A 26,240-nucleotide genomic window follows, 5' to 3' on the forward strand; every position below is an offset into this window, starting at 1 on the left:
CGTCTGCGAATAGAAGAAAGAGGCGCACGTGCAGTCTCTACAGTGCCGCGAGGCTCTCGACTGTTCCCGTTTCCATGACGATATCAATCTGTTCGCGTGAGGGAACAGGAAGAGCAGATTCATGAGAGAGCGCAATTGCGGCAGCCGCGTTCGCGATACGACATGCTTCCGCAACGTCTTTGCCGGTGATCAGAGTGGCGCACATTGTCGCGATGTGTGTATCACCGACACCAGCGGTGTCGACGACGTGCGTCTTGTAGGCGGGGATCATAACGGGTTCATCAGTCTGTGTGCGTTGCAATTCGCACCCCGACGCGCCCGTGCGACGGACCAGCGCAGCTTCGGGTCGCATGAGGTGACGCACTCCCGTGCCGGGCTCAAAAGAGTCGAGGATCGACGCCAAGGTGTTCGATTCACGGACATTCATTGTCACGACGTCAGCACGATGCAACAGCTGGCGCCATAGTTCTACGGGAACTTGCTCAACTGCCGGGGAAACGGCCACAACAAGAGTGACAGATGACGGCAGGGCTGCAGCCCATCCCGCAAGGACCTTCGCAGAATGAGGATTCGTCAAGTCAGAGGCAGCAATATGGATCAAGTCGCCAGGGGTAAGAACAAGAGAGTCCAACGCTGTACGCGACGGCTCTGACTCAACACCGGACGTCACAATCGAGGTCATCGACCCATCGGGTTCGATCAACTGCATTGCGACGCCGATGTCACCCACCAGTTCTGGAATAAGAACCTCAACTCCAGCTTCAACAAGCTGACGACGAACAGTGAACGAGTTCGGTCCAGTGCCTAACGGGGAAGCCAGCGCAGCCGGGATACCGAGAGCTGCCACCGCAGATAGGGTTGTAAAACCACCCCCGGGACGCGAGCTAGAAGCATCGGCATGGATGGAAGCGCCACGAACCGGTGAATGTGAAATGTGCATCGGAAGAACAAGCACCACCGAGTGGGTTGAGATAAAACGACCTGTCATTTCTTCCACGCTTCTTTGAGTTTGAGGCTCTTCGTTGAGGTTGCTGACACCAGAGTACGCGATAGGGACACCCTCAAACGCTCGTGCGGTGAAGAGATCCCCACGTGTGCCTCTTCTACTGTTCTACAACGACTGGGACGATCATCGGACGACGGCGGAGCTTGCGCGCCACCCAACGACCGATCACACGACGCATTGCCTGCTGGAGAACGTAGGGGTCGACTCCACCGGGAGCCGCCGCTTCCGCGAGCGCTACTTCGACGTCCGGCTGAATCTCTTCAAAGACCGAATCATCTTCTGCCATACCGATTGCGCGGATGATCGGCGCAGAAAGCACCATACCTGAATCGTGTTCAACGACGGCATAGACGGAGATAAAGCCTTCGGAGCCGAGCGTGCGCCTAGTTTCAAGCTCGTGTTCAGAGATTTCGCCGATGGAGCGACCGTCGACGTACACGTATTCGCAGGGAACGGCTCCACTGACGCGTGCCGTGCCGTCCTTTAAGTCGACGCAGACGCCGTCTTCTGCCAGCACCACGTTGTCGGGTGAGATACCGGTCTTCACGGCAAGTTGCCCGTTAGCGACCAGGTGGCGGACCTCGCCGTGAATCGGCATGACGTTGGTGGGTTGCACGATGTTGTAGCAGTAAATCAGCTCGCCTGCAGCGGCGTGGCCGGATACGTGAACCTTCGCGTTCGCCTTGTGCACGACGCGTGCGCCCAGGCGCATGAGGTCGTTGATGACGCGGTAGACGGAGTTTTCGTTTCCAGGAATCAGAGAGGACGCTAGGACCACCATGTCGCCGGGCTCAATGGAGACGCTACGGTGAGTTCCAAGGCTCATACGGGACAGCGCGGCCATTGGTTCACCCTGCGAGCCAGTTGCCATGTAGACACGCTTGGAGGGTTCAAGCATTTCAATGGTGCGCGCGTCGACAATAACGCCCTCGGGAATAGTCAGGTAGCCCTTTTCCTGAGCGATGCGCATATTGCGTTCCATTGAGCGCCCCACCAGGCAAACGTGCCGCCCGTGGTGCGCCGCAGCCTGAATAACCTGCTGGACGCGGTGGACGTGCGAGGCGAAGGATGCAACGACGATCTGTCCCGGAGCTTCACCGAATACTCGATCGAGGACAGGGCCGATTTCACGTTCGGGAGTGATGAAGCCGGGAACCTCAGCGTTCGTGGAGTCAACCATGAACAGGTCCACGCCCTCTTCACCGAAGCGAGCAAAGGCACGAAGGTCGGTCAGGCGAGAGTCAAGGGGAAGCTGATCCATCTTGAAATCACCGGTGATCAGCAGTTTTCCTGCCGGGGTGCGGACAAAGACAGCCAGAGCGTCGGGGATCGAGTGGGTCACGGAGACGAATTCAAGATCGAAGTCATCAATAGTGATTCGGTCACCTTCTGCTACGACATGCAGGTTGTCGGTGGTCAGCTTGTGCTCACGAAGCTTCGGTTCGACAAATGCCAGCGTCAGTTCCGAACCGTAGATTGGGATGTCTTCGCGGAGTTTCAACAGGTACGGAACACCGCCGATATGGTCTTCGTGACCGTGGGTGAGGACCATGCCGACAACGTCGTCCATGCGGTCTTCAATCCAAGAGAAGTCCGGGAGAATCAGGTCAACACCCGGCTGGGTTTCTTCAGGGAAAAGAACGCCACAGTCGACAACGAGGAGTTTGGAGTCGAACTCCAGCACGTTCATGTTGCGGCCCACTTCACCCAAGCCACCAAGTGGGATGATGCGAATGGCGCCCTCTTCTAGGGGTGCGGGTTCGGAAAGGTTCTCATACAGGGACTTCATAGGTCTAAGTGTGCCACGACCTCAGGGGAAATCCGTGAACACTCAGACCCAAGTCAGAGCAGTTCGGCCACTTTCAGCGCAGACTTCAAGGATTCCATTTCGTCATTCGAGGCTCCCACCAACGGCAGACGCAGAACCGGCGTTTCAATGACGCCCTGCAGGTACAGGGCTGCTTTTGCCATGACAGCCCCCTGTCCCCCGCCCATGATGGCAGCCACCAGCGGGCGAAGCGAGTAGGCAAGTTCGCGGGCTTCCCAGACCTTATCGGCATCCAGCAGGTCGATCATCTTCCGGTAGTGCGACGAGGCAACATGTGACACGACCGACACGAAACCGGAGGCTCCACCGGTCATCCAAGCGAAGTTCAAGCCGTCATCACCCGAGTAGTACTCGAGCTGAGTTCGGTGCATTCGTTCGACGCCCTGTTCAACGTTGCCTGTGGCATCTTTAACAGCTTTGATACGCGGGTGGGTGGCAAGGTCATCCAGTGTCTCATCACTGAACGCCAAGCCGGTACGTCCCGGAATGTCGTAGAGCATGACGGGAAGATCAGTTGCGTCCACAATAGCGCGAACGTGGGCACGCAGACCCACCTGAGAGGGACGGTTGTAATACGGGGAGACAACCAGCAGACCATCAGCCCCCGACGCCTGTGCCCCTTCACCAATACGCACAGCGTGCGCGGTGTCGTTCGAGCACGCACCGCAGAGAATAAACGCGCGGTCACCCACAGCTTCCTTCACAGCAACCGTCAGTTCATCCTTCTCCGGCTGATGGGTCGTCGGAGATTCGCCAGTCGTTCCAGACAGCAAAACTGTGTCAGACCCGTCGTCAACGAGCTTCTTTGCCAAACGGACCGCGGAGTCGAGATCGATTGACCCGTCAGCGTGAAACGGGGTCACCATTGCGGTTGCGAGGGAGCCGAAAAGACGGCGCGGGGTGTAGCTCATGGGTTGAGCATATGACGCGGAGGCATCGAAACAGCCCAAAGTTCACTAGGTGAACGCCTATCACTCGTCAGGTGTCTGCGTCGAAGTCCACCACAGGTGTTGGACAACATCAGGCATGTCGGGGAATGTGCGCCTCACCCCTGCCGGCCCAAACCCGCATGAGGTGAAGAAACGGATCCGGGCCTCGTCCCTTGAATCAATCCACGTACTGAGGGCGGTCGCACGCGAAACATCGACGCACGCCTGCACCAAGCGAGAGGCATGTCCGCTTCGACGGAAACTTTCGTCCACGTCCATTTCGGCAATTAACGAGGCGCCCGTGATGGCGCTACCATCACCGGCGGTGAAATCATCGGCGGGAACAACCAGAGCATAACCGGCGACCACGTTGGCGTGGAGGGCAACAAGAGTGAAGCACCCAGCGGGAGCAGGAGCAGTCAATGTTGTTGCCCACTGTTGCACAAGAACCTGTTCGCCCACCTGTGCGCTCGCGCCGAAGAGCCTCTTGAGCGAGGCTGCCTGAATACGCGCAATCTGTGGCGCATCCTGAGCCAATGCGGGGCGAACCGATCGGTCGGGCACCTTCGAAACAGACTGAGGTGCACCTGCTCCCGGCATACCAAGGTCGATGCTCATAGAAGCCCCGGCAGGTCAAGGACAGTATCCAAGCCGATCGACAGACCCGGATGCTTGCTCACTTCACGCACGCCTAACAAAACGCCGGGCATGAAAGAGAAACGGTCGAAGGAATCCGTGCGGATCACCAGCTGTTCACCAGGGTTGCCCAGCAGGATCTCTTCCGAGGCTGTCAGGCCACGCAGGCGGACAGCATGGACAGGCACGCCGTCTACGGCTCCCCCGCGGGCACCCAGTGGATCCGACTGGGTGGCATCAGGCATGGGACCACATCCGGCCTTTCCGCGCGACGCTGCGATCCCCTTCGCAGTGGCAACCGCAGTACCGGAAGGCGCATCCACCTTGTTCGGATGGTGCATTTCAATAACCTCAGCGGACTCGAAATACGGGGCGGCCAGCGCAGCGAACTTCATCGCCAGCACGGCAGACATCGCGAAGTTCGGTGCGATCAGGACGCAACGGCCAGATTCTTCAGCGTGGACGCGCACACGCTCATAGGATTCATCACTCCACCCCGTTGTGCCCACAACGACGTTCACCCCAGCGTCCAGCAGTGCGTGGACATTTGCTTCGGTAACAGACGGCGTTGAGAAATCGACGGCAACCTCGGCGCCACCAAGGTTACTGGCTGTGATCTGATCCGAAGCATCAAGACCAGCGACGAACTCCATGTCGTCTGCACCGTTCACTGCTTCAACGACGGTCGCGCCCATACGGCCTTGAGCGCCAATGACTGCTACGTGAATCATGATGAGTTCCTCTTCTTGTCTTTAGGCGTTGTTCGGAAGGACGAGAGCACGAGAGAAATTACGGCGTGCAAGGTCGGTGGCCATGGCCTTCACGTCTTCAGCGCTCACCTGGTTGATCGCGTCAATTGCTTGTTCGATGGACTTGTATCGGCCAGACACTTCAGCGCGACCAATAAGCATCATGCGCGACCAGTTATCTTCTTGGCTCAGCACGACGGAGCCTCGCACTTGGCCTCGTACGCGCTCCATCTCTGAGGCGGTCGGGCCTTCGCTTGCGAGCAACTCCAATTGGCTCCGCATGAGTTTTTCGACCTCGTCTACCTTCGCCGGCGATGTGCCCGCGTACATGCCGAAGCTACCGGTTTCCGCGTAGGACGAACCGAAAGCGTAGGTCGTGTAGGCCAAGCCTCGTTTCTCGCGAACTTCCTGGAACAAGCGCGACGACATCGACCCGCCCAGCACATTGAGCAAAACGTTAAAGGTCGGGAGTTCATCAGCGAGTGCGCGAAACCCCCTGGTGCCGATCACAACGTGAGCTTGTTCAACATCGCGACGCCTCACTATTTCCGCCGACTGAACGCCTTCGTTGGTTGCGAGCTTCGAGCGGCGCTGACGAGGCCGGCTGGATGATTTCAGCTGTGACGCCCAATTGGACGCCGACAGAGCATCGGTCACCATGTTCACGACTGCTTCATGCTCAATATCGCCGGCAACCGCAACGATCAAGTTGTTCGGCGCATAGTGGCGGTGATAGTGCTCAAACACCTTGTCACGACTGACAGCGCTAATAATGTCAGGGGTGCCACCCACCGGGCGACCAAGCGGAGTATCACCGTGAATTGCCTGCTGGAATGCTTCGTGGACGTTCTCGGTCGGAGAGTCTTTTGACATCGCGAGCTCATCGAGGATGACCCCTCGTTCCATTTCAAACTCTGCCGGATCCAAGAGCGAGTTGGTCAACATGTCAGCGATCGTCCCCACCGCCATTGTGAGATCGGTCGAAACGACGCGAGCCCAGTATGCAGTGTGTTCCTTCGCGGTTTCCGCATTCGTTTCTCCGCCCACACGGTCGAAACTTTCGGCGATGTCAAAAGCGGAGCGAGTATCCGTCCCTTTAAACAACAGATGTTCAAGGAAGTGGGTCGAACCTGCGACTTCGGGGGTTTCATCGCGAGATCCCACAGGAACCCACATGCTGACTCCAGCAGAATGCGTGGCAGGAATGTGCTGGGTGATGATACGCGTACCAAACGAAGTCACTGTCCGTCGCAGATCGCCATCAGTGTCATCCAGTAACTGATTGTCGATCGCATCGAGTGTCAGTTCGATCGGTTCGCTCACGAGTCTTCCATTTCCTTTTCTTCTGGCCGTTAACGCGATGTTCCCCCGATTGTTCAGGCGGAGGTTCAAAACGTCCACGTGTGTGAGTCTACTTGCTCAATGCTCAACCGGTTGGAGACGTTCAGGCAGAGCAGTATTGACTGAAAAATACTGTTGGGCCGGTGGCTCTGCCACCGGCCCAACGAGGTGATGAAGAACTATCAGTCTTCAGACGGAGCCTGGGTTGCTTCACCCTCGTCCTCACGCTTGCGACGCGTGCGGGTGCGCGGACGACGCTCACGACGCTCGGAGCGGTCACGGCGTTCGCGACGCTCGGGGCGACCTTCGGACTCGGAGTTGGAAGCATTGGCAGCTTCAGCGGCTGTAGCTTCGTCATCAAGGACAGCGTGCAGGGAGAGCTTGCCACGATCGCCGATTTCAGCGATCTCGACCTCAAGCTGCTGGCCAACCTGCAGAACGTCATCGACAGACTCGATGCGCTTGCCACCGACCAGGCGACGAACCTGGGAAATGTGGAGCAGGCCATCCTTACCCGGGGTCAGGGAAATGAATGCACCGAACGACGTGGTCTTGACGACCGTGCCGATGAAGCGTTCGCCGACCTCAGGCATCTGCGGGTTAGCAATCTGGTTGACCATCTGGCGTGCAGCTTCAGCGGCTTCGCCGGCAGCGGCAGCAATGTAGACGGTGCCGTCATCTTCGATCGTCAGATCTGCGCCGGTATCTTCCTGGATCTGGTTGATCATCTTGCCCTTCGGGCCAATGACCTCACCGATCTTATCCACGGGAACCTGGACGGTGATGATGCGAGGAGCGTTCGGGCTCATTTCATCAGGGCCGTCAATAGCCTGGTTGATCAGATCAAGGATGGTCAGGCGAGCGTCGCGGGCCTGAGCAAGGGCGCCACGCAGGACCTGGGAATCAATACCGTCGAGTTTGGTGTCGAGCTGGAGGGCGGTGATGAAGTCCTTGGTGCCGGCTACCTTGAAGTCCATGTCGCCGAAGCCGTCTTCGGCACCGAGAATGTCGGTCAGGGTGACAGCCTTCTGAACGCCATCAACTTCACCGGTCATGAGGCCCATGGCGATACCGGCGACGGGTGCGCGCAACGGGACGCCAGCCTGGAGTAGCGACAGAGTCGATGCGCAGACGGAGCCCATCGAGGACGAGCCGTTGGAGCCCATGGTCTCGGAGACCTGGCGGATTGCGTAGGGGAACTCTTCGCGCGACGGCAGAACCGGGATCAGAGCGCGCTCTGCAAGGTCACCGTGGCCGATTTCGCGGCGCTTCGGGGCACCCACTCGGCCGGTTTCACCGGTCGAGAAGGGAGCGAAGTTGTACTGGTGCATGTAGCGCTTCGCGGTGACGGGGCTCAGGTTGTCGAGCTGCTGTTCCATGCGAAGCATTGCCAGTGTGGTGACGCCCAGGATCTGGGTTTCGCCACGCTGGAAGATGGCGGAACCGTGGACGCGAGGCAGAACCTCGACCTCTGCGGAGAGGGAGCGGATCTGGCGCGGGGTACGACCATCCATGCGGATTTCTTCACGCAGCGTGCGCTGACGGATCGTGTACTTTTCGAGCGAACGGAAGGCTGCCTTCAGTTCCTTCTCAGCGTCTTCATGTTCGAAGCGCGCAAGCAGTGCCTCGAGCATCTCGGCCTTAACAGCATCAACGGCTTCGTCGCGTGCCAGCTTGCCTTCGGTCAGGAGCGCCTTGGCAAGCTTGTCGCCAACCCATTCCTCGACTACTGCGTATTCTTCATCGGTGTAGTCGATGAAGAGCGGGAACTCTGCAGTTTCCTTCGAAGCGGTCTTGGCGACCTCAATCTGGGCCTCGCAGAGGACCTTGATGAAGGGCTTTGCTGCTTCAAGACCATCGGCAACAACATCTTCGGTCGGAGCAATGGCACCGGCCTGGATGAGTTCCCACTGGTTCTTTCCGCCACCGGCCTCAACCATCATGATTGCGACGTCTTCGGTGCCGTCTTCAGCGGTCACGATACGACCGGCAACAACGATGTTGAAGACGGAGCGCTCGAGCTCAGACCAACGCGGGAATGCCACCCACTGGCCGTCGATCAGAGCAAGACGGGTGCCACCGATCGGGCCGGTGAAGGGCAGACCCGCGATCTGGGTAGACATGGATGCTGCGTTGATTGCCAGAACGTCGTAAGCGTCATCCGGGTGAACGGTCAGGACAGTCTCGACAACCTGGACCTCGTTGCGCAGGCCCTTGACGAAGCCGGGGCGCAGCGGGCGGTCAATCAGGCGGGCTGCGAGGATTGCCTCGGTGCCCGCGCGACCTTCGCGACGGAAGAACGATCCGGGGATACGACCCGCAGCGTACGAACGTTCTTCAACGTCGACAGTCAGCGGGAAGAAGTCGAACTGATCGCGAGGCGACTTGCCGACAGTGGTGGCCGACAGGACGGTGGTCTCGTCGTCCAGGTATGCCAGAGCGGAGCCGGCGGCCTGCTTGGCAAGGCGACCCGTTTCGAAGCGCACGGTGCGCTTGCCGAAACGGCCGTTATCAATAATCGCCTCTGCGGCGGTGATGTCTGAACCTTCCATCATGATGGGGATTCTCCTTTGTGATTCTCAACTGAAGAACTCACGTCACGCTTCGGCCTTCGATCGAAGTCCACGGCGTCGCACCCGACAAACAAGCGGGGGTCCGTGAACCACTGTCGAAAACCGGCGACGCGTTCGTGGTTCTTTCCTATTGGGTGTGTGGGTGTGTGGGTGAAAACGCCACACGTAGTGAACCGGCCCGGTCCCATACGGGATCGGGCCGGCACAAGTTCAGCGACGCAGGCCGAGACGCTCGATGAGCGAACGGTAGCGTTCGATGTCGACCGAAGCCAAGTAGCCAAGGAGGCGACGACGACGACCAACGAGCAGCAAAAGGCCACGACGTGAGTGGTGATCGTGCGTGTGGTACTTGAAGTGCTCGGTCAGATCCTTGATGCGCTGGGTCAGCAGTGCAATCTGAACCTCGGGGGAACCGGTGTCGCCCTCGTGGGTCGCGTACTCGGCGATGATCTGGTCTTTAACGTCCTTGCTCAGCGGCACAGGCGTCTCCTTTGCTTCATTCGTTGCGCGGAGCTGTAAAGCTTTCCTTTACAGCATCGGATCCGCGGCCGTTTGACGGCTTTTCAAGGTTAGCATGATGCGGGCTTTTCCCCGTATCTACGTGGGCAGACTCACCTTGTGAAAGGACAATCACACCCGAGGGAAACCCGTTGCTTTCAGACGGCGGTCACCGAATCGGGATCCACGCGATTCGCCACGGCGATTCCGAGCACGGACGCGGTCTTCAGCAGGTCATTATCCATCTGGAAAAGTAGTTCATCGAGAGAATCGAAGGTCATCATTTCGCGAATGCGTGACACGAAGGTGACCGCGATTTTCTCGCCGTAGAGGTTCAGGTCGGATCGCCCCAGCACGTGAGCTTCAACAGTGCGCTCTACCCCATCGAACTGTGGGTTCGTTCCCACCGAGATCGCTGCGGGCAAGAATTCTGCGGACTGCGTTCCCGGAACGGTACGCACAACCCAGCCGGCATACACGCCATCAGCAGGCACAACGCCTTCAATTCCGCCCCGCAAATTGGCGGTCGGAAATCCCAGAGAACGGCCTCGTTTAAAACCGTGTTCGACCGTGCCACGGATTCGGTGCAAATGCCCCAAAACCCGGGCAGCGCCAGCGACATCGCCTTCAGCGAGCAGTTCACGCACCCACGATGAGGACCAGCGACGCCCTTCGGGAGCCTGAATATCGGTGACCATCACAACATCAAAACCGTAGGTGCGTCCCAGCGCCCGAAGCGTATCGATTGTGCCTACGTTGTGGGCGCCAAAACGGAAGTCTTCACCGACAACAACTTCAACCGCACCCAAGCGATCAACGAGGAACTCGGTGACGAAATCTTCGGGTTCCAGCGTGTACACGCTTTGGTCGTAGTGCTCCACAAGTGTCGCATCCAGTCCGCACGAGGCCATGGCATCAAGTCGATCCCGCAACGGCGAAATCAGCTGGAGGTTTACTTCCGGGCGATGCACCTGGGTCGGATGCGGGTCGAAAGTAATCGCCACGGCATCCACACCGCGTTTGCGTGCGCGCTCAACGCACGAGGCAACGACTCGGCGGTGCCCATTGTGCATACCGTCAAAGTTACCGATGGTGACCACCGACTTTTCGTCGCCGGGAATCTCAGACAGGTCGGTCCAGACCTTCATTGTGTTTCTCCAGAAAATACGTTGAGAGTCTTCAAAGAATGATTCTTAATGGCCAGCACCCCACAGAGCACTCCAGATGTATTGCATGCTGCGATGACATCGCCGGGGTTCCCTAATGCCATGACTTCCTGCGCGTCACGCGTCGGTGCCTGACCATGGGAGAAACGCTGTTCTTCTTCCGCGCTCAGAACAATGGAGGGGAACAACGAGGTCGCGGCCTCGGCAATCGGAATCAGGCCGGGAGACGGCAACGAGGGCGCGCCTGGCGAAAACTCCCCTCGCGCTTCAGCTTCCGCTTGCAGATCAGCCAGCTGGTGGGCGCCCGAAAGGGTGAACGAGGCAACACGCGTACGACGCAATGCCGTCAGGTGCGCGCCGCACCCCAGCATCTGCCCGAGGTCGCGGGCGAGGGAACGAATATACGTGCCAGACGAGCAATCGACGTGAACGTCAACATCAACGACACTGACTGGAATAGCCGTCATTTCAGCCGAATCATCATCTGTAGCAATCGCATACTCCGCCATTTGAATGCGCGGATCGCCCAGTCGTTCGAAGGCGTGGATTGTAATCGGACGCGCTTTCAGCTCAACAGAGCGGCCTTCACGTGCTAACGCGTAGGCTCGCTTGCCATCGACCTTGATCGCCGAGACCGTTGCAGGAACCTGCATGATCTCACCGCGCAGGCTTGCCATTGCAGATTCGAGCGCTTCTCGGTCCAGCTGTTCGCATCCGGCAATCGAAATCGGCTGGCCTTGCGCATCATCCGTGGTCATTGCGACGCCGAAACGAATCGTCGCATCATAAGCCTTCGAGCCGGCGGTAATGTAGGTCAGCAGTCGCGTTGCTTGACCGATGCCGATGACCAAAACGCCGGTCGCCATCGGATCCAGGGTTCCTCCGTGGCCGACCTTGCGAGTATGCGCCACGCGTCGCATCTTCGACACGACATCGTGGCTGGTCATCCCAGCTGGCTTATCGATAAGAACGATGCCTGGGATGGAAGTGTCAGGCTTTTTCGCCATCTCAGGCGAGGTCCTGCTCATTTTCGTCGAAGCCGTCGGCTTCCTCGCTACCTTCATCTTCATCGTCGCGACGGTAGGGATCTGCATCTCCAGCGTAGGTAGCCCCGATCGACGAGGCCGCGATCTCTTCATCGCGCTTCTTCGCTGCTGCCAGCGCGTCTTCGAGAGCTGCCGCAGACTCGGGCAGGCCATCCAGGATGAATTCAAGGGTCGGGGTCAGGCGAATGCCTAGAGCCTTACCCACTTCGGAACGAATAATGCCCTTTGCAGATTCGAATGCGCGACCGGCGCCTGCGCGGTCAGCATCATCGCCGAGGACTGTGTAGAAGATCGAAGCATGCTGAAGGTCGCCGGTCACTCGCACGTCGGTGATCGTGACGAAGCTGAGACGTGGATCCTTGATTCGACGGCCGAGCATACGCGCGACGGTCTGATGAATACGGTCTTGAACTTTGCGCTGGCGTGCTTCGTCTGCCATGGCACTCCCCTTTTTCTTCTGTCACCCGTTCGGTGGCTCATGATTTCAGTCGAACTGGCGTACTTGCTGGTATCCCATCGTAGAGGGTCTCACCCTCATCGGCTGAATGCTGGTGGATACCTCACGTTCAACGCACCTATCCAAACGCGTTAGCTGCTTGGAATACAAAGGTCGGGTGGAAACGAAACTCGCTTCCACCCGACACTACGTATGTCCTACAAGCGGACCATCACGGCCTCAGTCACGCGGCTTTTCGCGCATTTCCCAGGTTTCGATGATGTCGCCTTCGGCGATGTCCTTGTAGCCCAGCGTGATACCACATTCGTAGCCTTCGCGGACCTCGGTGACATCGTCCTTCTCGCGACGTAGCGATGCGATTTCGAGGTTGTCTGCGACAACCACGCCGTCGCGAACCAAGCGAGCCTTGGTTCCACGCTTGATCGTGCCAGAGCGGATGATAGAACCTGCGATGTTGCCGAACTTGCCGGAGCGGAAGACCTGACGGATCTCTGCGCTACCGAGTGCGACCTCTTCGTAGATCGGCTTGAGCATGCCCTTAAGAGCGGCCTCAATGTCGTCGATCGCCGAGTAGATGACGTTGTAGTACTTGATCTCGACGCCTTCGGAGTCGGCCAGTTCTGCCACGCGTTCTGCGGGGCGAACGTTGAAGCCGATGATGACGGCGTTGTCGACCGTTGCCAGGTTGACGTCGTTCTGCGTGATTGCACCAACACCGCGGTGGATGATGCGCAGTGCGACCTCTTCGCCCACATCGATGCTGAGGAGTGAATCTTCCAGGGCCTCGACGGCACCGGAAACGTCGCCCTTGATGATGAGGTTGAGAGTATCAACCTCGCCTTCCTTGAGGACCTTATCGAAGTCTTCAAGGGAGACACGCTTACGGCGCTTGGCAAGCATTGCCTGACGTTCTGCTGCCTCACGCTTGCCAGCAATCTGGCGAGCAGTACGGTCATCGGAGGCAACCAAGAAGGAGTCGCCTGCACGCGGAACGGAGGTCAGACCAAGGACAGCAACCGGACGCGACGGACCGGCTTCAGAAACGTCATCCCCCGTGTCATCAAACATGGCGCGGACGCGACCGTAGGAGGAACCGACGACCAGTGCGTCACCGATGCGCAGGGTGCCACGCTGAACCAGCATGGTTGCAACGGCGCCACGACCCTTATCGAGGTTCGCTTCAATGGCAACGCCACGTGCTGCGGTATTGGGGTTAGCTTCCAGGGTCAGAGCAGCGTCTGCGGTCAACAGAACCGCTTCGAGCAGTTCGCGGATACCGGTACGCTGCTTTGCCGAGATGTCGACGAACATGATGTCGCCACCGTATTCCTCGGCAACCAGACCGTATTCGGTCAGCTGGCCACGGATCTTGTCCGGGCTTGCGCCTTCCTTATCGACCTTGTTGACCGCGACAACGATCGGAACGTTTGCCGCCTGAGCGTGGTTGATTGCTTCAACCGTCTGTGGCATGACTCCGTCGTCGGCTGCGACAACCAGGATCGCGATGTCAGTGACCTGAGCACCGCGGGCACGCATAGCGGTGAATGCTTCGTGACCGGGGGTATCAATGAACGTGATCGGACGCTTGCGACCTTCATGTTCAACGTTGACCTGGTAGGCGCCGATGTGCTGCGTGATGCCACCGTGCTCGGTATCGACCACATCGGTGTGACGGATCGCGTCAAGCAGCTTGGTCTTGCCGTGGTCGACGTGACCCATGACGGTGACGACCGGCGGACGAGGCATGAGGTTTTCGACGTCGTCGAGTTCTTCGGCCTCGAGGTCGATATCGAAGGACTCCAGTAGTTCGCGGTCTTCTTCTTCGGGAGAAACGACCTTAACGTCGTAACCGAGTTCTGCACCGAGTGTTTCAAAGGTGTCCTGGTCGAGCGACTGGGTTGCGGTTGCCATTTCACCAAGGTGGAACAGAACGGTGACCAGTGCTGCGGGATTGACCTCGATCTTCTCGGCGAAGTCTGCGAGGGATGCACCCTGGCGGATACGGATAACCTTGCCGTTTCCGCGAGGAATCTGAACGCCACCAATGACGGGTGCATTCTGCTGTTCGAGCTCTTGACGTTTTGCGCGCTTCGACTTGCGTCCGCGCTGATTGCGACCGCCTCCGCGACCGAATGCGCCCGGAGTTGAGCCGCGTCCACCACGTCCACCACCGCGGGGAGCACCTCCGAAACCGCCACCGGCGTTTGCGCCGGGACCGCCCGCAGAGCGACCACCAGCGGGACGTGCGCCACCACGACCACGGCCACCACCGTTACGTGCGGGGCGATCATTTGCGGGGGCGGCGCCGGAAGCGTTGCGAGCAAAGTTTGCTTGTCCTGGCATCATGCCGGGGTTCGGGCGATTGGCACCACCGGAACGGTTACCACTCGGACGAGGGCTACCGGAACGGTTGGAATTGCCACGTGTCGGGCGTTCATTACCACCCTGTGGACGGCTGCCACCGGGGCGCGGGCCCGGACGCGGACCGGGGCGCGGGCCACCGGTACCACCCGGCCGAGGCATGCCCTGGCTGGACGCATACGGGTTGTTACCCGGACGCGGGCCACCCGAACGAGGGCCGGGACGAGGTGCAGAAGGACGTGGCGCGCTAGCGTCGTCCTTGCTTTCAGCTTTTTGCTTGCCTGCCGGCTTGGGGCCTGCCGGCTTGGGGGCTGCAGGCTTGGGAACACCCGGCTTGGGGGCCGAGGTCTTCTCAGCGCTCTTTGTTACCTTCGGTGAGGCAGGCTTCGGAGCGGAAGATTGCGAAGAAGAAGCCTTCGATGCCGCAGTCTTCTTTTCGGCAGTCTTCTTTTCGGCGGGCTTCTTTTCGCTCTTGGTAGCGGTCTTCTTCGTTGAAGGGGCTTCAGCCGGGCCCTTCGATCCGTAGTGCTCGCGCACGGAACGCACAACTGGCGATTCCAATGCTGAGCTTGAGGCTTTGACGAACTCACCGTGGTCGTTGAGGTACGTCAAAAGTTCCTTGCTGGTGATTCCGAGCTCTTTGGCGAGCTCGTGGACACGCAACTTTGCCACTTTTCTCCTGTCCGGAAGCGCCTCCGGACGGAGACGCGTTACTTGTATTGCTGGCAGCTCATCGCTGGGTACTCATCGGGTGCCCATCGGCTTCCAACCCGCTTTCATTACTCGACGAGAGCACTGTGTGCTCGTGATGAGGCAACCTGGCCAAGCTGGTCCCACATGTGGGCGTCAATGTCGCCCTCGCATGAGAGTGCGCGTTGAAATGCCCGACGCTTGCGGGCGGTTTCGATACACGTTGGATCCGGGTGAATCCACGCACCTCGACCGGGTTGCGCGCTTGTGGGGTCTACGGTGCACACCCCATTTTTCGAAACAACAACGCGAATTAGATCCGCGCGTAACGCTCGACGTGAACATCCCACACACGTACGCACCATTACCGCGCCTTGTGGCACGGTAATCTGGTTCAGCGCAGGATGCGACACATGATCAGTTTAATCGAGCTGGGCTTATTCCTCGTCGTCCACGCATGAGCGACTGGTCACGTCATCAGGCATTGAGGTGCGCGAAACGTCTGCTTCTTCACCGTTTTCCGTATCAGAATGAATGTCGATATGGAATTCGGTCAGACGCGCGGCTAGGCGAGCATTCTGACCTTCCTTACCGATCGCCAGCGATAGCTGGAAGTCCGGGACGATCGCGGTTGCGGTGCGATTGTCGATCGAGTGAACGACAACGCGGGCAACGCGTGCAGGCGACAGAGCGTTTGCGACGTAGCGTGCCGGATCTGCCGACCAGTCGACAATATCGATCTTTTCGCCACCGAGTTCGTTCATGACCGCGCGCACACGTGCACCCATCGGACCGATGCATGCGCCCTTGGCGTTAATGCCGTCACGAGTCGGTGCAACGGCGATCTTCGTACGGTGTCCGGCTTCGCGTGCGATCGACTTGATCTTGACCAAGCCCTGCTGAATTTCGGGGACCTCGCGCTCGAAGAGACCGGAAACGAGGCCCGGGTGAGTGCGCGAAAGCGTGATGCGTGCGCCTTTTTCGGTGCGTTCAACGTTGACGACGAACGCGCGAATGCGGTCTCCGTGACGGTAGGTTTCGCCGGGAGCCTTTTCCGAGTCGGGAAGAACTGCTTCGAAGTCATCGCCGACCTTGACGATGGTGATGCGCCCGTCGCGCGACTGGTCAACGACGCCGGTGACGACCTGTCCCTTCTGGGAAGCAAAGTCGCCGAGAACCTTCTGATCGTCTGCATCACGCAGGCGCGCAATGATGATCGAACGAGCGGTCGTCTGGGCGATACGACCGAAGTTCTTCGGGGTGTCGTCGAATTCGCCGATCGGGTTGCCCTCTTCGTCTTCTTCGGTGGCGATCACTGCGACGCTACCGGTCTTCTTATCGATTTCGATTCGAGCCTGAGAGATGGCGCCGGGAAGATTGTGGTAGGCCTTGAGAAGGGCTTCTTCAATGGCATCGACGAGCCGGTCTAGGGACACGCCCTTTTCCTGCTCGACCATGCGCAGTGCTGTCATATCGATTTCCATGCGTCTCATTCCTCCGAACCGAATTCGACGCGCGGACGCGCCTTCTTAACCTGGGTGTATTCAATGGTAGTAGGCGTTCCATCGACGTTCAGCACAGCATGGAAATCAGTGGCGGATTCGACACGTCCGACCAGCTTCGTAGCGTCTTTGAGTTTGACGGCAACAAGGCGCCCAATTTGGCGCCCCCAATGACGAGGGGTGGCCAGTTCACGCTCAGCTCCTGGTGTTGACACCTCAAGGAAGTATTCGCCATCGACGGGATCGACTTCGTCCATAATCGGGCTGACTGCACGTGACATATCGGCAAGAGCTTCCGAATCGACGCTGGCGCCGGGCTCGATTGCTTCGACGATCACTCTAACAATCTGCATTCCGGATTCTTTGACTCCAATAACGGAATCGAGTTCGAGTCCGAACCCTGAAGCGATAGGCGCTAAGCGTTCTTCAAGCGCCTCAAAGTGATGTTGTGGCTTCGCCACCATTCCTCCTACGTGTCCAACACGGCATTAGCTCCCCATCGTACCCGCCTTGAAACATGACATGATTTGAAGGTGCATCTTGTTGATCATCACACTCAGACTGACCGAGCCACTTCGTCGCGACCACTTCGGCGTCGCCGAATCGCCACCTCGGTGAGCATCAGTATCGCTTCTGCCCTGATCCTCAGCGCCTGCACGTCAACGAATATCCCATTTTTGACGCGAACACTTCAGATCCCGTCAATGTCTGACACCGACATCATTCGTGATCGCGCTGCGCGCGCTGATCAGGCAGCAGCGATTCGCGCTCAGAGTTTCGCTTCCCTTGCTTCATCGTGTGAGTCATGTGCCACTGCGCTTTCAACTTTTTCTACGCAGGCTCAGGGACGCGCAAAGTCCTTGGGTGGGGTCTGGCAGCCGTGGGGAACTCAGGTGCCAGACAATGCCAAGAACGTTCCGGATATTGCCGACGCGCCACTTTCGATTGACGAATTCATCGCGTGGAACGAAACAACTGCTCTTCGAGATCTTGCAACCGCATCAAATCCCGATGCTCTTGACGGCGGACAAGCCGTTGCCCTCACTCAAGTGGCTTTGAGCCGCTACGCCGATACTCAGGGGCTTGCTCTAACGTACGGGATTGGTACACGCATGCAGAGTCAGAGCCTCCAGACTCTCAACTCTCGCTTCAGCATGAAAACAGACAATAGGGAGCTCGCGGCGCTGTCAACATGGGGGATTGACCAGGAACACCTTGAGAATGGCACGATGTTGCCCACGCTCGAAATAAGCGACGAAACAGGTGAAAAGCTTGCAGCTTCCACGGAGCTCTCCGATTCTGTCGCACGCTGGGATTGTGTTGCTCAGTCACTGCCGACTGCTCAGTTAAAGAACCAAGTCATTTCTGATGCCAGCATCAAAGCCGATGAACTATTCAGCCGCGTCGATGAAACATTAAAGAATGGTGCAACGGACACGCGCGCCATGAGGTGTTCAATCGATACGTCCAGCGCTGACGCTATTTTCTTGACTCTGATTGAAGCCGACCTTCACTTGGTGAATACGTCTGACGAAAGCCTGCGGACAATCGGCATTCAGGCAGCCCTCGATGATATTCGCTCATGGATGGGTGTTGCCACGATGAGCTCTCTTCCATTGCCAACCCCTGTTCCCGCCGAGGGCACTGACGACTCCCCGTCATCTCAATCCGTTGCACGCACCGAATCCGGACAGAGCAACTAACTGTCCGTCTTGGAAGCCCGCTTTTCGCAGGACGCCACCTCGCCCAGCCGGGCAGATGGCGTTTGCTTACAATGAGCCCATGACTACCGTTCTGCCCGCGTCCACTCTTGGCCTACTCCCCGATAGTGATCGCAACCCCGTCGCTGAGCAAGTAGGCGATGACCTCTGGGTTGTCGCCGGCACTCATGCGCTGATCCTGACTTCTGCCACCGCGATCATCGACTCCGCAATGTGGTACGAGGCCGCGACCGCCAAATGGGAGGCTGAAACTCGTCAGTTGTCGGTCACCTGGGTTGATCCTCAACGCCCGGATTGGACGCTGACGACAGTGTCTGAAGATCCGCACGTTCTGATGCGGACCATCAGTGACCGCGTCAATCATTCGATCGTGATTCACAAGGCCTTGAAGGTGTCGAATGGAACGCAAGTAGCGGCATGGATTCGGCGCACAGAAGACGGAAAGCTGTTTTCTGTTCTGATTGCGCTTGGCCCGCTTGATGAGGCTTCCCAGAAGGAAGCAGATGCCTTCGAACGCGATTTGCGTGAGAGCGTGGGCCTCGATTAAGTCTATTCCCCAGTAATACACGTGTCGGCGAAGTCTGTGACCTCGCCGACACGTTTTTCAGTCGCTACAACGCGCCCCTAGTCGTCCAGCAGAGTGCGCACAAAAGGATCAATGGAGAACTTCTTATCCAGGATGGCTCGCGCCCATTCTTTGGCGGAGAACAGTGAGTGATCACGGTAGTTACCGCAGGACACGATGTCGGTGCCGGGAACGTCATCCCAAGTGATCTGGTCAGCGATTGCTTCAAGGCTGGAGACAACGGCTCGCGTGACTTCTTCAATGCTTGGGGTGCCCCACATAATCAGGTGGAAACCGGTTCGGCAACCGAACGGCGAGCAGTCAATCACTCCATCCATGCGGTCGCGCAGAAGGGATGCCATCAGGTGTTCGATCGTGTGCAGACCACCGGTTGGGATCGCGTTTTCATTCGGCTGGACGAAACGCAGATCAAAGTTAGAAATCGCATCCCCCCTCGGGCCGTGTTCAACGGCAATCAGGCGAACATAGGGTGCTTTCACTGCAGTGTGATCCAGCGCGAAGCTCTCAACTTCAGCCATGGTGGCCTCCTCCTTGGGGTCGAATATGTCGGTAGCACGGCACCGGGGAAGCCAGTGCGAGAAACGATCAACAATCTAGTCGCGTTCACGCAAAGAACGTCGTCGCTGTTCAAGAGTGACCAGGTATTCGAATGTTTCTTGATACTTCGGGTCGTCTTCATTCATACGCTGAAGCTGAGAGCGAATGTCGGCTGTTTTGCGATTCAGGTCCAGTCGAACCAGTGCGTTCACAACTCCCTTGCAGTAGGAACGCATTTCGTCTTCGCGATCCTGAGGAAGTTCGACGACTGCAAGTTTGGTGATAATCGGTTCAATCAATTCGCCTGCTTCTTGGCGAATATCATCCACGAAACGACGTGTCGCCACCTCTTGCGCATAGACACTATCGCCTGTTTCGTCCTGTGCTTTCTTCAGCTGACGAGCAAACGCATCGACGCCACCAACCGCTTTAACCGCATCGAATACGGCTCTGCGCGTTGGATGAGTAAACGTCGCACCATCGATGGAATCGAACTGCGTGCCAATGAAATAAATCGGCTGTTGCAAAACTGCTTCCAACGCCTGGCGTTCCACGCGCGAGACGAGATCTTCGGGTTCGGGGCGCGCTTGAGGTTGCGGGCGACCAGCTCCAGCCATGTGGTTATTCTGCGCACTGTCGAAACGCTGGTATCTCCCGCGTGATAGTGAACGAATCTGGTTTTGCACGAAACGAGGATCCATGCCAAGCCAGCCGGCTAGCAGGCGTTCGTACTCCATCCGTAATGCCCGATCTTTAATGTCAGCAACGATGGGAGCAGAAGCTTCCAAAGCCCGAACGCGTCCTTCGGGGAAATTGAGGTTCGATTGGCGAAGGATCGAACGCAAGACGAATTCAAACAGTGGAATACGCGAACGAATCAATTCAACAACCGCGTTCTTCCCACGATTAATCATGATGTCGCACGGATCCATCCCCTGAGGATCAACTGCAACAAATGTTTGAGACGCAAAGTTCTGGTCTTCTTTAAACGCGCGAAGAGCAGCCTTTTGGCCCGCCTCGTCACCGTCAAAGGTAAAGATCACTTCGGAACCTCGTGCCTGCCCACTGGATAGGACAACCCCGGCAGCAGAATCCGCTGAGTCGCCCAGCAGTCGGCGGACAACGCGAACGTGCTCGGATCCGAAAGCCGTACCGCAGGTAGCAACCGCGCAGGTCACACCGGCCATATGAGCAGCCATCACGTCCGTGTATCCCTCGACAATGACGACCTTACGGTTCTTGGAAATCTCTTTCTTCGCCAAATCCAGCCCATACAGCAACGTGGACTTCTTATACAGCGGAGTTTCGGGGGTATTCAAGTACTTCGGGCTCTGCTTGTCTTCGTCGTTCAAACGCCTGGCGCCAAAACCAACGGTTGTTCCCGTGATATCCCGGATCGGCCACATGACGCGACCGCGGAAACGATCAATCAGACCTCGCTGCCCACGCGACGCCAAACCGGACTTTTCAATCTCTTCATCGGTAAAACCACGTGAGCGAAGCATGCGCGTCAGAGTGTCCCAGGAATCGGCTGAGTAACCGACGCCAAAATGCCGGCACTCTGCAGGTCCGAACCCGCGGTTGCCTAAGAACTTACGGGCAGGCAAGGCCTCTGGAGTTTCAAGCTGTTGTTGATAGAACTCTTCAGCAATTCGATGCATGTCGATCAGACGCTGGCGCCTGCCGGGCTGTTCACGCACCGTCTGAGAGCTTCCCTCTTCGTACCGAAGAGGGACACCCGTCATTTGAGACAGGTATTCAAGAGTCTCTGGGAAGGAAAAATTATTGATCTTCTGAACAAAAGCGAAGATGTCCCCGCCTTCTCCACACCCGAAGCAATGCCAGAGACCCGTCGTCGGATTAACGGTGAAACTCGGAGTGCGCTCATCGTGAAAAGGGCACAACCCCTTCAAAGAGTTCATTCCGCCGCTACGCAAAGTGACGTGTTCACCTACGACACGAGCAACATCAATTGCCTGTCGTAAGCGTTCCTTGTCTTCTTCAAGAATGCGTCCGGCCATAGACGCTAGTCTACCGATCCGTTCACCGTTTAGCGCACGCTCACAATTGGGTTGAAAGCATGCCACACCACTGGGCGTGCCAGCGTGATGCGGACGCATCCGTCAGCGACGCAACCTGGTCAATCACCACGCGCAAACGCTCATTATCATCGTTCGTTTGACGCCAGTTTTCAGCAAAAAGAGGCTCCAAAGCCGACGGTCCAGCTTCGAAAAGAGCATCCACCAAGTCCGCCAAAAGCGTGCGCTGCTGGTAATACACCGGCTCGTTCTCACGCGGGCTCATCACGAAGTGAACAGCCAGCCCCTTCAGGATCTGGATCTCTGCACGAGCCTCGGGAGGAACAACCAGATCCGCACGGTATCGTCCCAACGGACCGGCACCAAACTCAACACGAGTCGCGCTGACCGTAGAGGCACAGAAACGTCCGATCAGTTCGGATGTGAAATCTTTCAATTCCGCGAGCGCACGATAGGAACCATCAAAGGATCGTGGCCATTCGGGCATACGAAGCAGACGTTCAATCGCCAGTTCCAAATCGGTGCGGGCAACACCTGTCCCGTACCAGTTGATCGTCGAGTCAATAATCTCATTCAGTGTCGATTCATCGCTGAGGGATGCAACGTCGCATTTACCCGTTGCGATGGCATCTTCAACGTCATGCACGGAGTAGGCAATGTCGTCTGAGAGATCCATGATCTGTGCTTCCAAGCAACGTCGACCAACGGGTGCTCCCTGACGCATCCACTCGAAAACGTGAGCATCATCTGAATAGACGGAGAACTTCTTTGCTGACTTCATCGGATCCGGCCCCTGGCCTTTCGCCCACGGGTATTTACAGATCGCATCCAGTGTCGCCTTCGTCAGATTCAACCCCGCCGGATGCCCATCATCGGTCAGCACTTTCGGCTCAAGTCGGCTCACTAGACGCAGAGTCTGCGCGTTTCCTTCAAAACCACCGCAATCGCCGGCAAGCTCATCCAAAACCCTCTCGCCATTGTGCCCAAACGGCGGGTGTCCAAGATCGTGGCTCAGGCACGCTGCATCCACCACGTCAGGATTCGCGCCCAATTCTTTACCCAGTTCACGACCAACCTGCGCAACCTCAAGAGAGTGCGTCAGACGCGTACGAACAAAGTCGTCAGTGGCCGGGCCTAACACCTGAGTCTTCTCACCCAGACGACGCAAACCCGACGAGTGCACAATTCGAGCCCTGTCGCGTTCGAACGCTGTCCGCATCGCTGACTTCGAAGGTTCAGGCCACATACGTGACTGATCCTGGGACGAATACACGGGCACGAGCACCATGGCACTCCGAGTCATTTCAGGGCTTTCATTCACCATATAAGCCTATCCCTTGGGAATGGGCAGACGAGTTATCCACATCTGTGACACGATGAAAGGGTGAAACACCACGAGCCTCGCCCACACGCCGTCCGCACCCTGCTCGTTCACCGATCCAGGCGCGGTCCTAGTCCCTGGTGGCATTCCTGTGCGCTCGCGACGATCCCTACTTCTCTGTCTGCGGATAACGCTGCTCAGATTTCCACTGATGCACTGACCTTACACAATGCCGGTTTTGATACCGTTCTTGTCACTCTTGATGACCCGATTCTGCTGGTTCATCCGAAGTCGCCGTTGCCAGAGTTTATTCATCAGTTGAAAGCGCGCCGCCAGCGTGTGATTGTGCGTATCCCGAATGAAACATTCGTGTCTTTGGGGGCGCGCGGAGCGGATATGGAAAACCGCGTCACGACGCTCCTTCTGAGGACGCGCGGTGCCCTCAACGCTGGCGCGGATGGTGTTGATTTGGGCGTGTGCGCCGAAGAGTATGAAGACTCCCCGATCCGCAGGGCGCTTGCGCGAGAGCGTTTCACTGCTCTTGTCCGCCAGGTTGAAGCAGAGTGTGCAACATTTGATTCTCAGCCGATTGTGACGGCACGCCTGTCTGGCTTTGACACTCCCGCCATTATGTCTCACCTTGAAGACGAGTGGTTCCATCATCTGTACGATGATGCGCTACGAACTGCTTCTTTTGACGCTCCAAGCCTTGAGTTGGTTGTTTCAGATTCGCTGTCTATCCGCGATCGTATTGGTGCGGTTGCTCCATGGAACGTTGATTGTCTGCCCGCCGATCGCCAGTCGGATGCGGATCGTGCGTTAACGCTACTTGCGCTTGGTCTGCCGGGTGTGTTCCACGGTCGCCTTCGTGAAGAAAACGTGGTCGAGCAGGTCAGTGCGACCTCGTACATTCGAACGGCGCTTGCCCTGCGATCCGAACGCAAGCTGGGAACGCACGCGCTGGGCGTACTGCACGGGTTGGAGTGGGCGCGCCCCGACACTCTTGTCTATCTGAACTCCGACGTGATGATCGTTGTGAACACCGCCGATCAGCCTCTCGCTCTTCCGCCCGGTTCCCAGATCCTTGTGGCGAGTTCCCAGAGTAGCCATGGTGTGGTCGCTCCCAGGTCGTGCGCGTGGGTAAGTGTCGCCCGCATCCAGCCGGCACCGACCGCCGAGTTCTCTGGCTGACGGATCCACGACCACCGTTTCGATTTCCGCTTTCGTGCGCGCCTTTCAGCGTTGAAGGGTGACGAGGCCACGCCGGGTTTCTTCAACGCTGAGCTGACCTGGGGCGCTAGAGGACGACGCTGAAGCGAATGTTGCCGCGCTGGCGAATGTGTGACCGCAGATCCTGGTGATCGCACCGAATTCACCCATTCCAATGCCGATAACAGGAAGGGCATAGGTTCGTGACGCTCTTAGTTGCGCGTCCATGATCCTCAGTGCGTCCTCGGGCCGATGAGTCATATAGGCAATTTTGAGCACGTCGGCGCCAGCTTTTGCCATCGATGCGAATACTCGATCAATGTCAACGGCGGGGGGCGTTCGGGTGAAATCATGGTGCGACGCCACGGCGATGCTACCGGCCTCGTGAATCTCTTCAACTATGTCGATTGCACCCGGGTGACAAATTTCAAGGTCGATCGCGTCGGCGAAGGTGGCCAGAATGGCAAGAAAGTCCGTGTATTGACCGTCAGAAAGATCAACGAGGCCCCCTTCGGCGACTGTGCGAATTGTTGCCAACAGAGGAAGCGGGCTCTGATCCGTCACGAGCTTGAGTCCAGTGCGTAATAGGCCTTCACGCTCGCTCGCTTGCACCGAGGCAAGGAGTGGGTCAACGCGCCATTCAATCAGGTCGGGCTGAGCGCCGGCGACATCCGTGATCTCGCTTGTTAGCGATTCCAGTGAGGCGCTCATCAGCGAAGAGATGACGGCCGTTGGAGCGCCCCCTCCGATGTTGAGCATTCCTCGCAGAGTCGACGCATGACCGATCGTCACTTCAGTTGGGATGAAATCATCGCAGGGATTCGACATATCAGCCTCCACTGACATCGGATTCAGCAAGATGAAGGGTCTGGCGTTCAGCATCGCTCAGATAGGGAGAGTCCAACCACCCATCGGGTAGGCGTGGCGTCTTTTCACCGCCGGCGCGACCGCGAGCTCCCAGCGCCGCCTGCGGATACTCCTGATCGAGGTCCAGCATGTGGAGAAGATCGTGGAGTTCTTCGAGGGTCGACACCATTGAGAGCGCGTGACGAGTCGGCCCGCCGATCGCGAAGCCTCGCAGATACCAGCCGACGTGCTTGCGCATTTCGCGGAGGGCCCGCAGTTCATCGCCCTGGTCTTCAATGACCCATGCGGCGTGCTTTTCGATGATGTCCGCGATATCGGAAAGACTCGGGTCGCTAAAGGCAGGACCACCCATCAGTGTCGAAGTCAGGTCGGTAAACAGCCAGGGGCGCCCCTGGCATCCTCGACCAACGACAACTGCATCGCAACCGGTTTCATCCATCATTCGCTGCGCATCTGCGCCGGAGAAAATATCGCCGTTGCCGAAGACAGGAATACGCATCGCGTCTTTCAAACGCTTGATCTGCGTCCAGTCAGCGTGACCCGCGTAGTGCTGGGTTTGCGTGCGCGCGTGGAGGGCAACCGCTGCGACACCGCGATTTTCAGCCACTTTCGCAGCGTCGAGGAACGTAATGTGATCGTCGTCGATACCAACGCGCATTTTCACTGTGACGGGAATGTCGCGACCAGCTGCTGCTCCGGCCCTGTCCGCAGCACCAACAACCGCGTGTACAAGATCGTCGAACAGGTCGCGCTTCCACGGAAGGGCAGCTCCCCCACCCTTCTTCGTCACTTTCGGAACCGGGCACCCAAAGTTCAGGTCAATGTGATCCACCAGGTCACGGTCAATAAGGATCGATGTAGCCTGAGCCATCGTTGCTGGATCGACGCCGTAGAGCTGGATGGAGCGCACGCGTTCGGCGGGGTCTGGGCGCACCATTTCCAATGTGCGCACATTACCTTCAACGAGGGCGCGCGACGTTACCATTTCGCAGACGTATAGGCCGGCGAGTGCGTCCACGCCTTTTTCTGGAGTGACCTGAGCGTTCGAGCTGGAAGGATTCAACCAATCCGGCAGTCCTTCTTCGCCCATCTGTCGACATAAACGCCGAAATGGCACATCGGTTACTCCCGCCATCGGGGCAAGAACGATGGGCGACCATACGCGCAGTGGCCCGACC

The 26,240-nt window shown here is 57.9% G+C and carries 23 protein-coding genes; 3 read left to right on the forward strand and 20 right to left on the reverse strand.

Features of this window, described 5'->3' with window-relative positions; all coding sequences use genetic code 11:
• Positions 1-37: 37 nt before the first annotated feature.
• The 15 genes from QP442_RS05470 to rimP all read right to left on the reverse strand — a co-directional run bounded on the left by QP442_RS05470 (position 38) and on the right by rimP (position 17,243).
• The gene (locus QP442_RS05470) at positions 38-988 is read right to left on the reverse strand and encodes a PfkB family carbohydrate kinase (RefSeq protein WP_006681717.1); all 951 of its coding nucleotides are present in this window, start codon (positions 986-988) and stop codon (positions 38-40) included.
• 115 nt (positions 989-1,103) lie between these two features.
• Positions 1,104-2,795: a ribonuclease J gene (locus QP442_RS05475; protein WP_103633547.1), complete on the reverse strand. Its 1,692-nt coding sequence runs from the start codon at positions 2,793-2,795 to the stop codon at positions 1,104-1,106.
• A 53-nt stretch (positions 2,796-2,848) separates the two neighbouring features.
• On the reverse strand, positions 2,849-3,745 hold the full coding sequence (dapA, locus tag QP442_RS05480) for a 4-hydroxy-tetrahydrodipicolinate synthase (RefSeq protein ID WP_103633546.1): 897 nt from the start codon (positions 3,743-3,745) through the stop codon (positions 2,849-2,851).
• Between the two features lie 60 nt (positions 3,746-3,805).
• A complete protein-coding gene (locus QP442_RS05485) occupies positions 3,806-4,381 on the reverse strand; it encodes a GNAT family N-acetyltransferase (protein ID WP_103633545.1) in 576 nt (191 codons plus the stop codon).
• Positions 4,378-5,130, reverse strand: a complete 753-nt coding sequence (gene dapB / locus QP442_RS05490; protein WP_103633544.1) for a 4-hydroxy-tetrahydrodipicolinate reductase — start codon at positions 5,128-5,130, stop codon at positions 4,378-4,380. Before dapB ends, QP442_RS05485 begins: the two co-directional genes overlap by 4 nt.
• Positions 5,131-5,151: 21 nt before the next feature.
• Positions 5,152-6,471: a M16 family metallopeptidase gene (locus QP442_RS05495; RefSeq protein ID WP_006681722.1), complete on the reverse strand. Its 1,320-nt coding sequence runs from the start codon at positions 6,469-6,471 to the stop codon at positions 5,152-5,154.
• 200 nt (positions 6,472-6,671) lie between these two features.
• Positions 6,672-9,044 (reverse strand): polyribonucleotide nucleotidyltransferase, encoded by a 2,373-nt coding sequence (locus QP442_RS05500; RefSeq protein WP_006681723.1) that lies wholly within the window; start codon positions 9,042-9,044, stop codon positions 6,672-6,674.
• 228 nt (positions 9,045-9,272) lie between these two features.
• Positions 9,273-9,542 (reverse strand): 30S ribosomal protein S15, encoded by a 270-nt coding sequence (gene rpsO / locus QP442_RS05505; RefSeq protein ID WP_006681724.1) that lies wholly within the window; start codon positions 9,540-9,542, stop codon positions 9,273-9,275.
• Positions 9,543-9,718: 176 nt separating this feature from the next.
• Positions 9,719-10,708: a bifunctional riboflavin kinase/FAD synthetase gene (locus QP442_RS05510; RefSeq protein WP_103633543.1), complete on the reverse strand. Its 990-nt coding sequence runs from the start codon at positions 10,706-10,708 to the stop codon at positions 9,719-9,721.
• Positions 10,705-11,733: a tRNA pseudouridine(55) synthase TruB gene (truB, locus tag QP442_RS05515; RefSeq protein ID WP_103633542.1), complete on the reverse strand. Its 1,029-nt coding sequence runs from the start codon at positions 11,731-11,733 to the stop codon at positions 10,705-10,707. The genes QP442_RS05510 and truB overlap by 4 nt, the downstream gene beginning before the upstream one ends.
• A 1-nt stretch (position 11,734) precedes the next feature.
• The gene (gene rbfA, locus QP442_RS05520; RefSeq protein WP_103633541.1) at positions 11,735-12,211 is read right to left on the reverse strand and encodes a 30S ribosome-binding factor RbfA; all 477 of its coding nucleotides are present in this window, start codon (positions 12,209-12,211) and stop codon (positions 11,735-11,737) included.
• Positions 12,212-12,448: 237 nt separating this feature from the next.
• Positions 12,449-15,262 (reverse strand): translation initiation factor IF-2, encoded by a 2,814-nt coding sequence (gene infB / locus QP442_RS05525; protein WP_103633540.1) that lies wholly within the window; start codon positions 15,260-15,262, stop codon positions 12,449-12,451.
• Positions 15,263-15,369: 107 nt separating this feature from the next.
• On the reverse strand, positions 15,370-15,645 hold the full coding sequence (locus QP442_RS05530) for a YlxR family protein (protein ID WP_083856965.1): 276 nt from the start codon (positions 15,643-15,645) through the stop codon (positions 15,370-15,372).
• Positions 15,646-15,717: 72 nt separating this feature from the next.
• Positions 15,718-16,764, reverse strand: a complete 1,047-nt coding sequence (nusA, locus tag QP442_RS05535) for a transcription termination factor NusA (protein WP_006681729.1) — start codon at positions 16,762-16,764, stop codon at positions 15,718-15,720.
• 5 nt (positions 16,765-16,769) lie between these two features.
• Positions 16,770-17,243: a ribosome maturation factor RimP gene (rimP, locus tag QP442_RS05540; protein WP_219811046.1), complete on the reverse strand. Its 474-nt coding sequence runs from the start codon at positions 17,241-17,243 to the stop codon at positions 16,770-16,772.
• A gap of 72 nt (positions 17,244-17,315) precedes the next feature.
• Here rimP and QP442_RS05545 point away from each other — a divergent pair, with 72 nt between their 5' ends.
• A complete protein-coding gene (locus tag QP442_RS05545) occupies positions 17,316-18,485 on the forward strand; it encodes a hypothetical protein (protein WP_285069684.1) in 1,170 nt (389 codons plus the stop codon).
• A gap of 79 nt (positions 18,486-18,564) precedes the next feature.
• On the forward strand, positions 18,565-19,050 hold the full coding sequence (locus tag QP442_RS05550) for a hypothetical protein (RefSeq protein WP_285069685.1): 486 nt from the start codon (positions 18,565-18,567) through the stop codon (positions 19,048-19,050).
• 77 nt (positions 19,051-19,127) lie between these two features.
• Here the strand turns inward: QP442_RS05550 and QP442_RS05555 are convergent, their stop codons facing one another.
• The 3 genes from QP442_RS05555 to QP442_RS05565 all read right to left on the reverse strand — a co-directional run bounded on the left by QP442_RS05555 (position 19,128) and on the right by QP442_RS05565 (position 22,953).
• Positions 19,128-19,607 carry an S-ribosylhomocysteine lyase gene (locus QP442_RS05555; RefSeq protein WP_103633536.1) on the reverse strand — a complete coding sequence of 160 codons (480 nt, stop codon included), beginning with the start codon at positions 19,605-19,607 and terminating at the stop codon, positions 19,128-19,130.
• A 75-nt stretch (positions 19,608-19,682) separates the two neighbouring features.
• Positions 19,683-21,647, reverse strand: a complete 1,965-nt coding sequence (dnaG, locus tag QP442_RS05560; RefSeq protein WP_006681734.1) for a DNA primase — start codon at positions 21,645-21,647, stop codon at positions 19,683-19,685.
• A 40-nt stretch (positions 21,648-21,687) separates the two neighbouring features.
• The gene (locus tag QP442_RS05565) at positions 21,688-22,953 is read right to left on the reverse strand and encodes a deoxyguanosinetriphosphate triphosphohydrolase (protein ID WP_006681735.1); all 1,266 of its coding nucleotides are present in this window, start codon (positions 22,951-22,953) and stop codon (positions 21,688-21,690) included.
• 96 nt (positions 22,954-23,049) lie between these two features.
• Here QP442_RS05565 and QP442_RS05570 point away from each other — a divergent pair, with 96 nt between their 5' ends.
• Positions 23,050-24,177: a hypothetical protein gene (locus QP442_RS05570; RefSeq protein ID WP_141089661.1), complete on the forward strand. Its 1,128-nt coding sequence runs from the start codon at positions 23,050-23,052 to the stop codon at positions 24,175-24,177.
• 45 nt (positions 24,178-24,222) lie between these two features.
• On the opposite strand, the gene aroD is transcribed toward QP442_RS05570, so the two are convergent.
• Complete coding sequence (gene aroD, locus QP442_RS05575) at positions 24,223-25,023, reverse strand: type I 3-dehydroquinate dehydratase (RefSeq protein WP_181002182.1); 801 nt, start codon at positions 25,021-25,023, stop codon at positions 24,223-24,225.
• A gap of 1 nt (position 25,024) precedes the next feature.
• Positions 25,025-26,197 carry a tRNA dihydrouridine synthase DusB gene (gene dusB / locus QP442_RS05580; RefSeq protein ID WP_040318728.1) on the reverse strand — a complete coding sequence of 391 codons (1,173 nt, stop codon included), beginning with the start codon at positions 26,195-26,197 and terminating at the stop codon, positions 25,025-25,027.
• Positions 26,198-26,240: the final 43 nt, after the last annotated feature.

This window comes from Pauljensenia sp. UMB1177 (assembly GCF_030217965.1).
Taxonomy (GTDB): domain Bacteria; phylum Actinomycetota; class Actinomycetes; order Actinomycetales; family Actinomycetaceae; genus Pauljensenia; species Pauljensenia turicensis_A.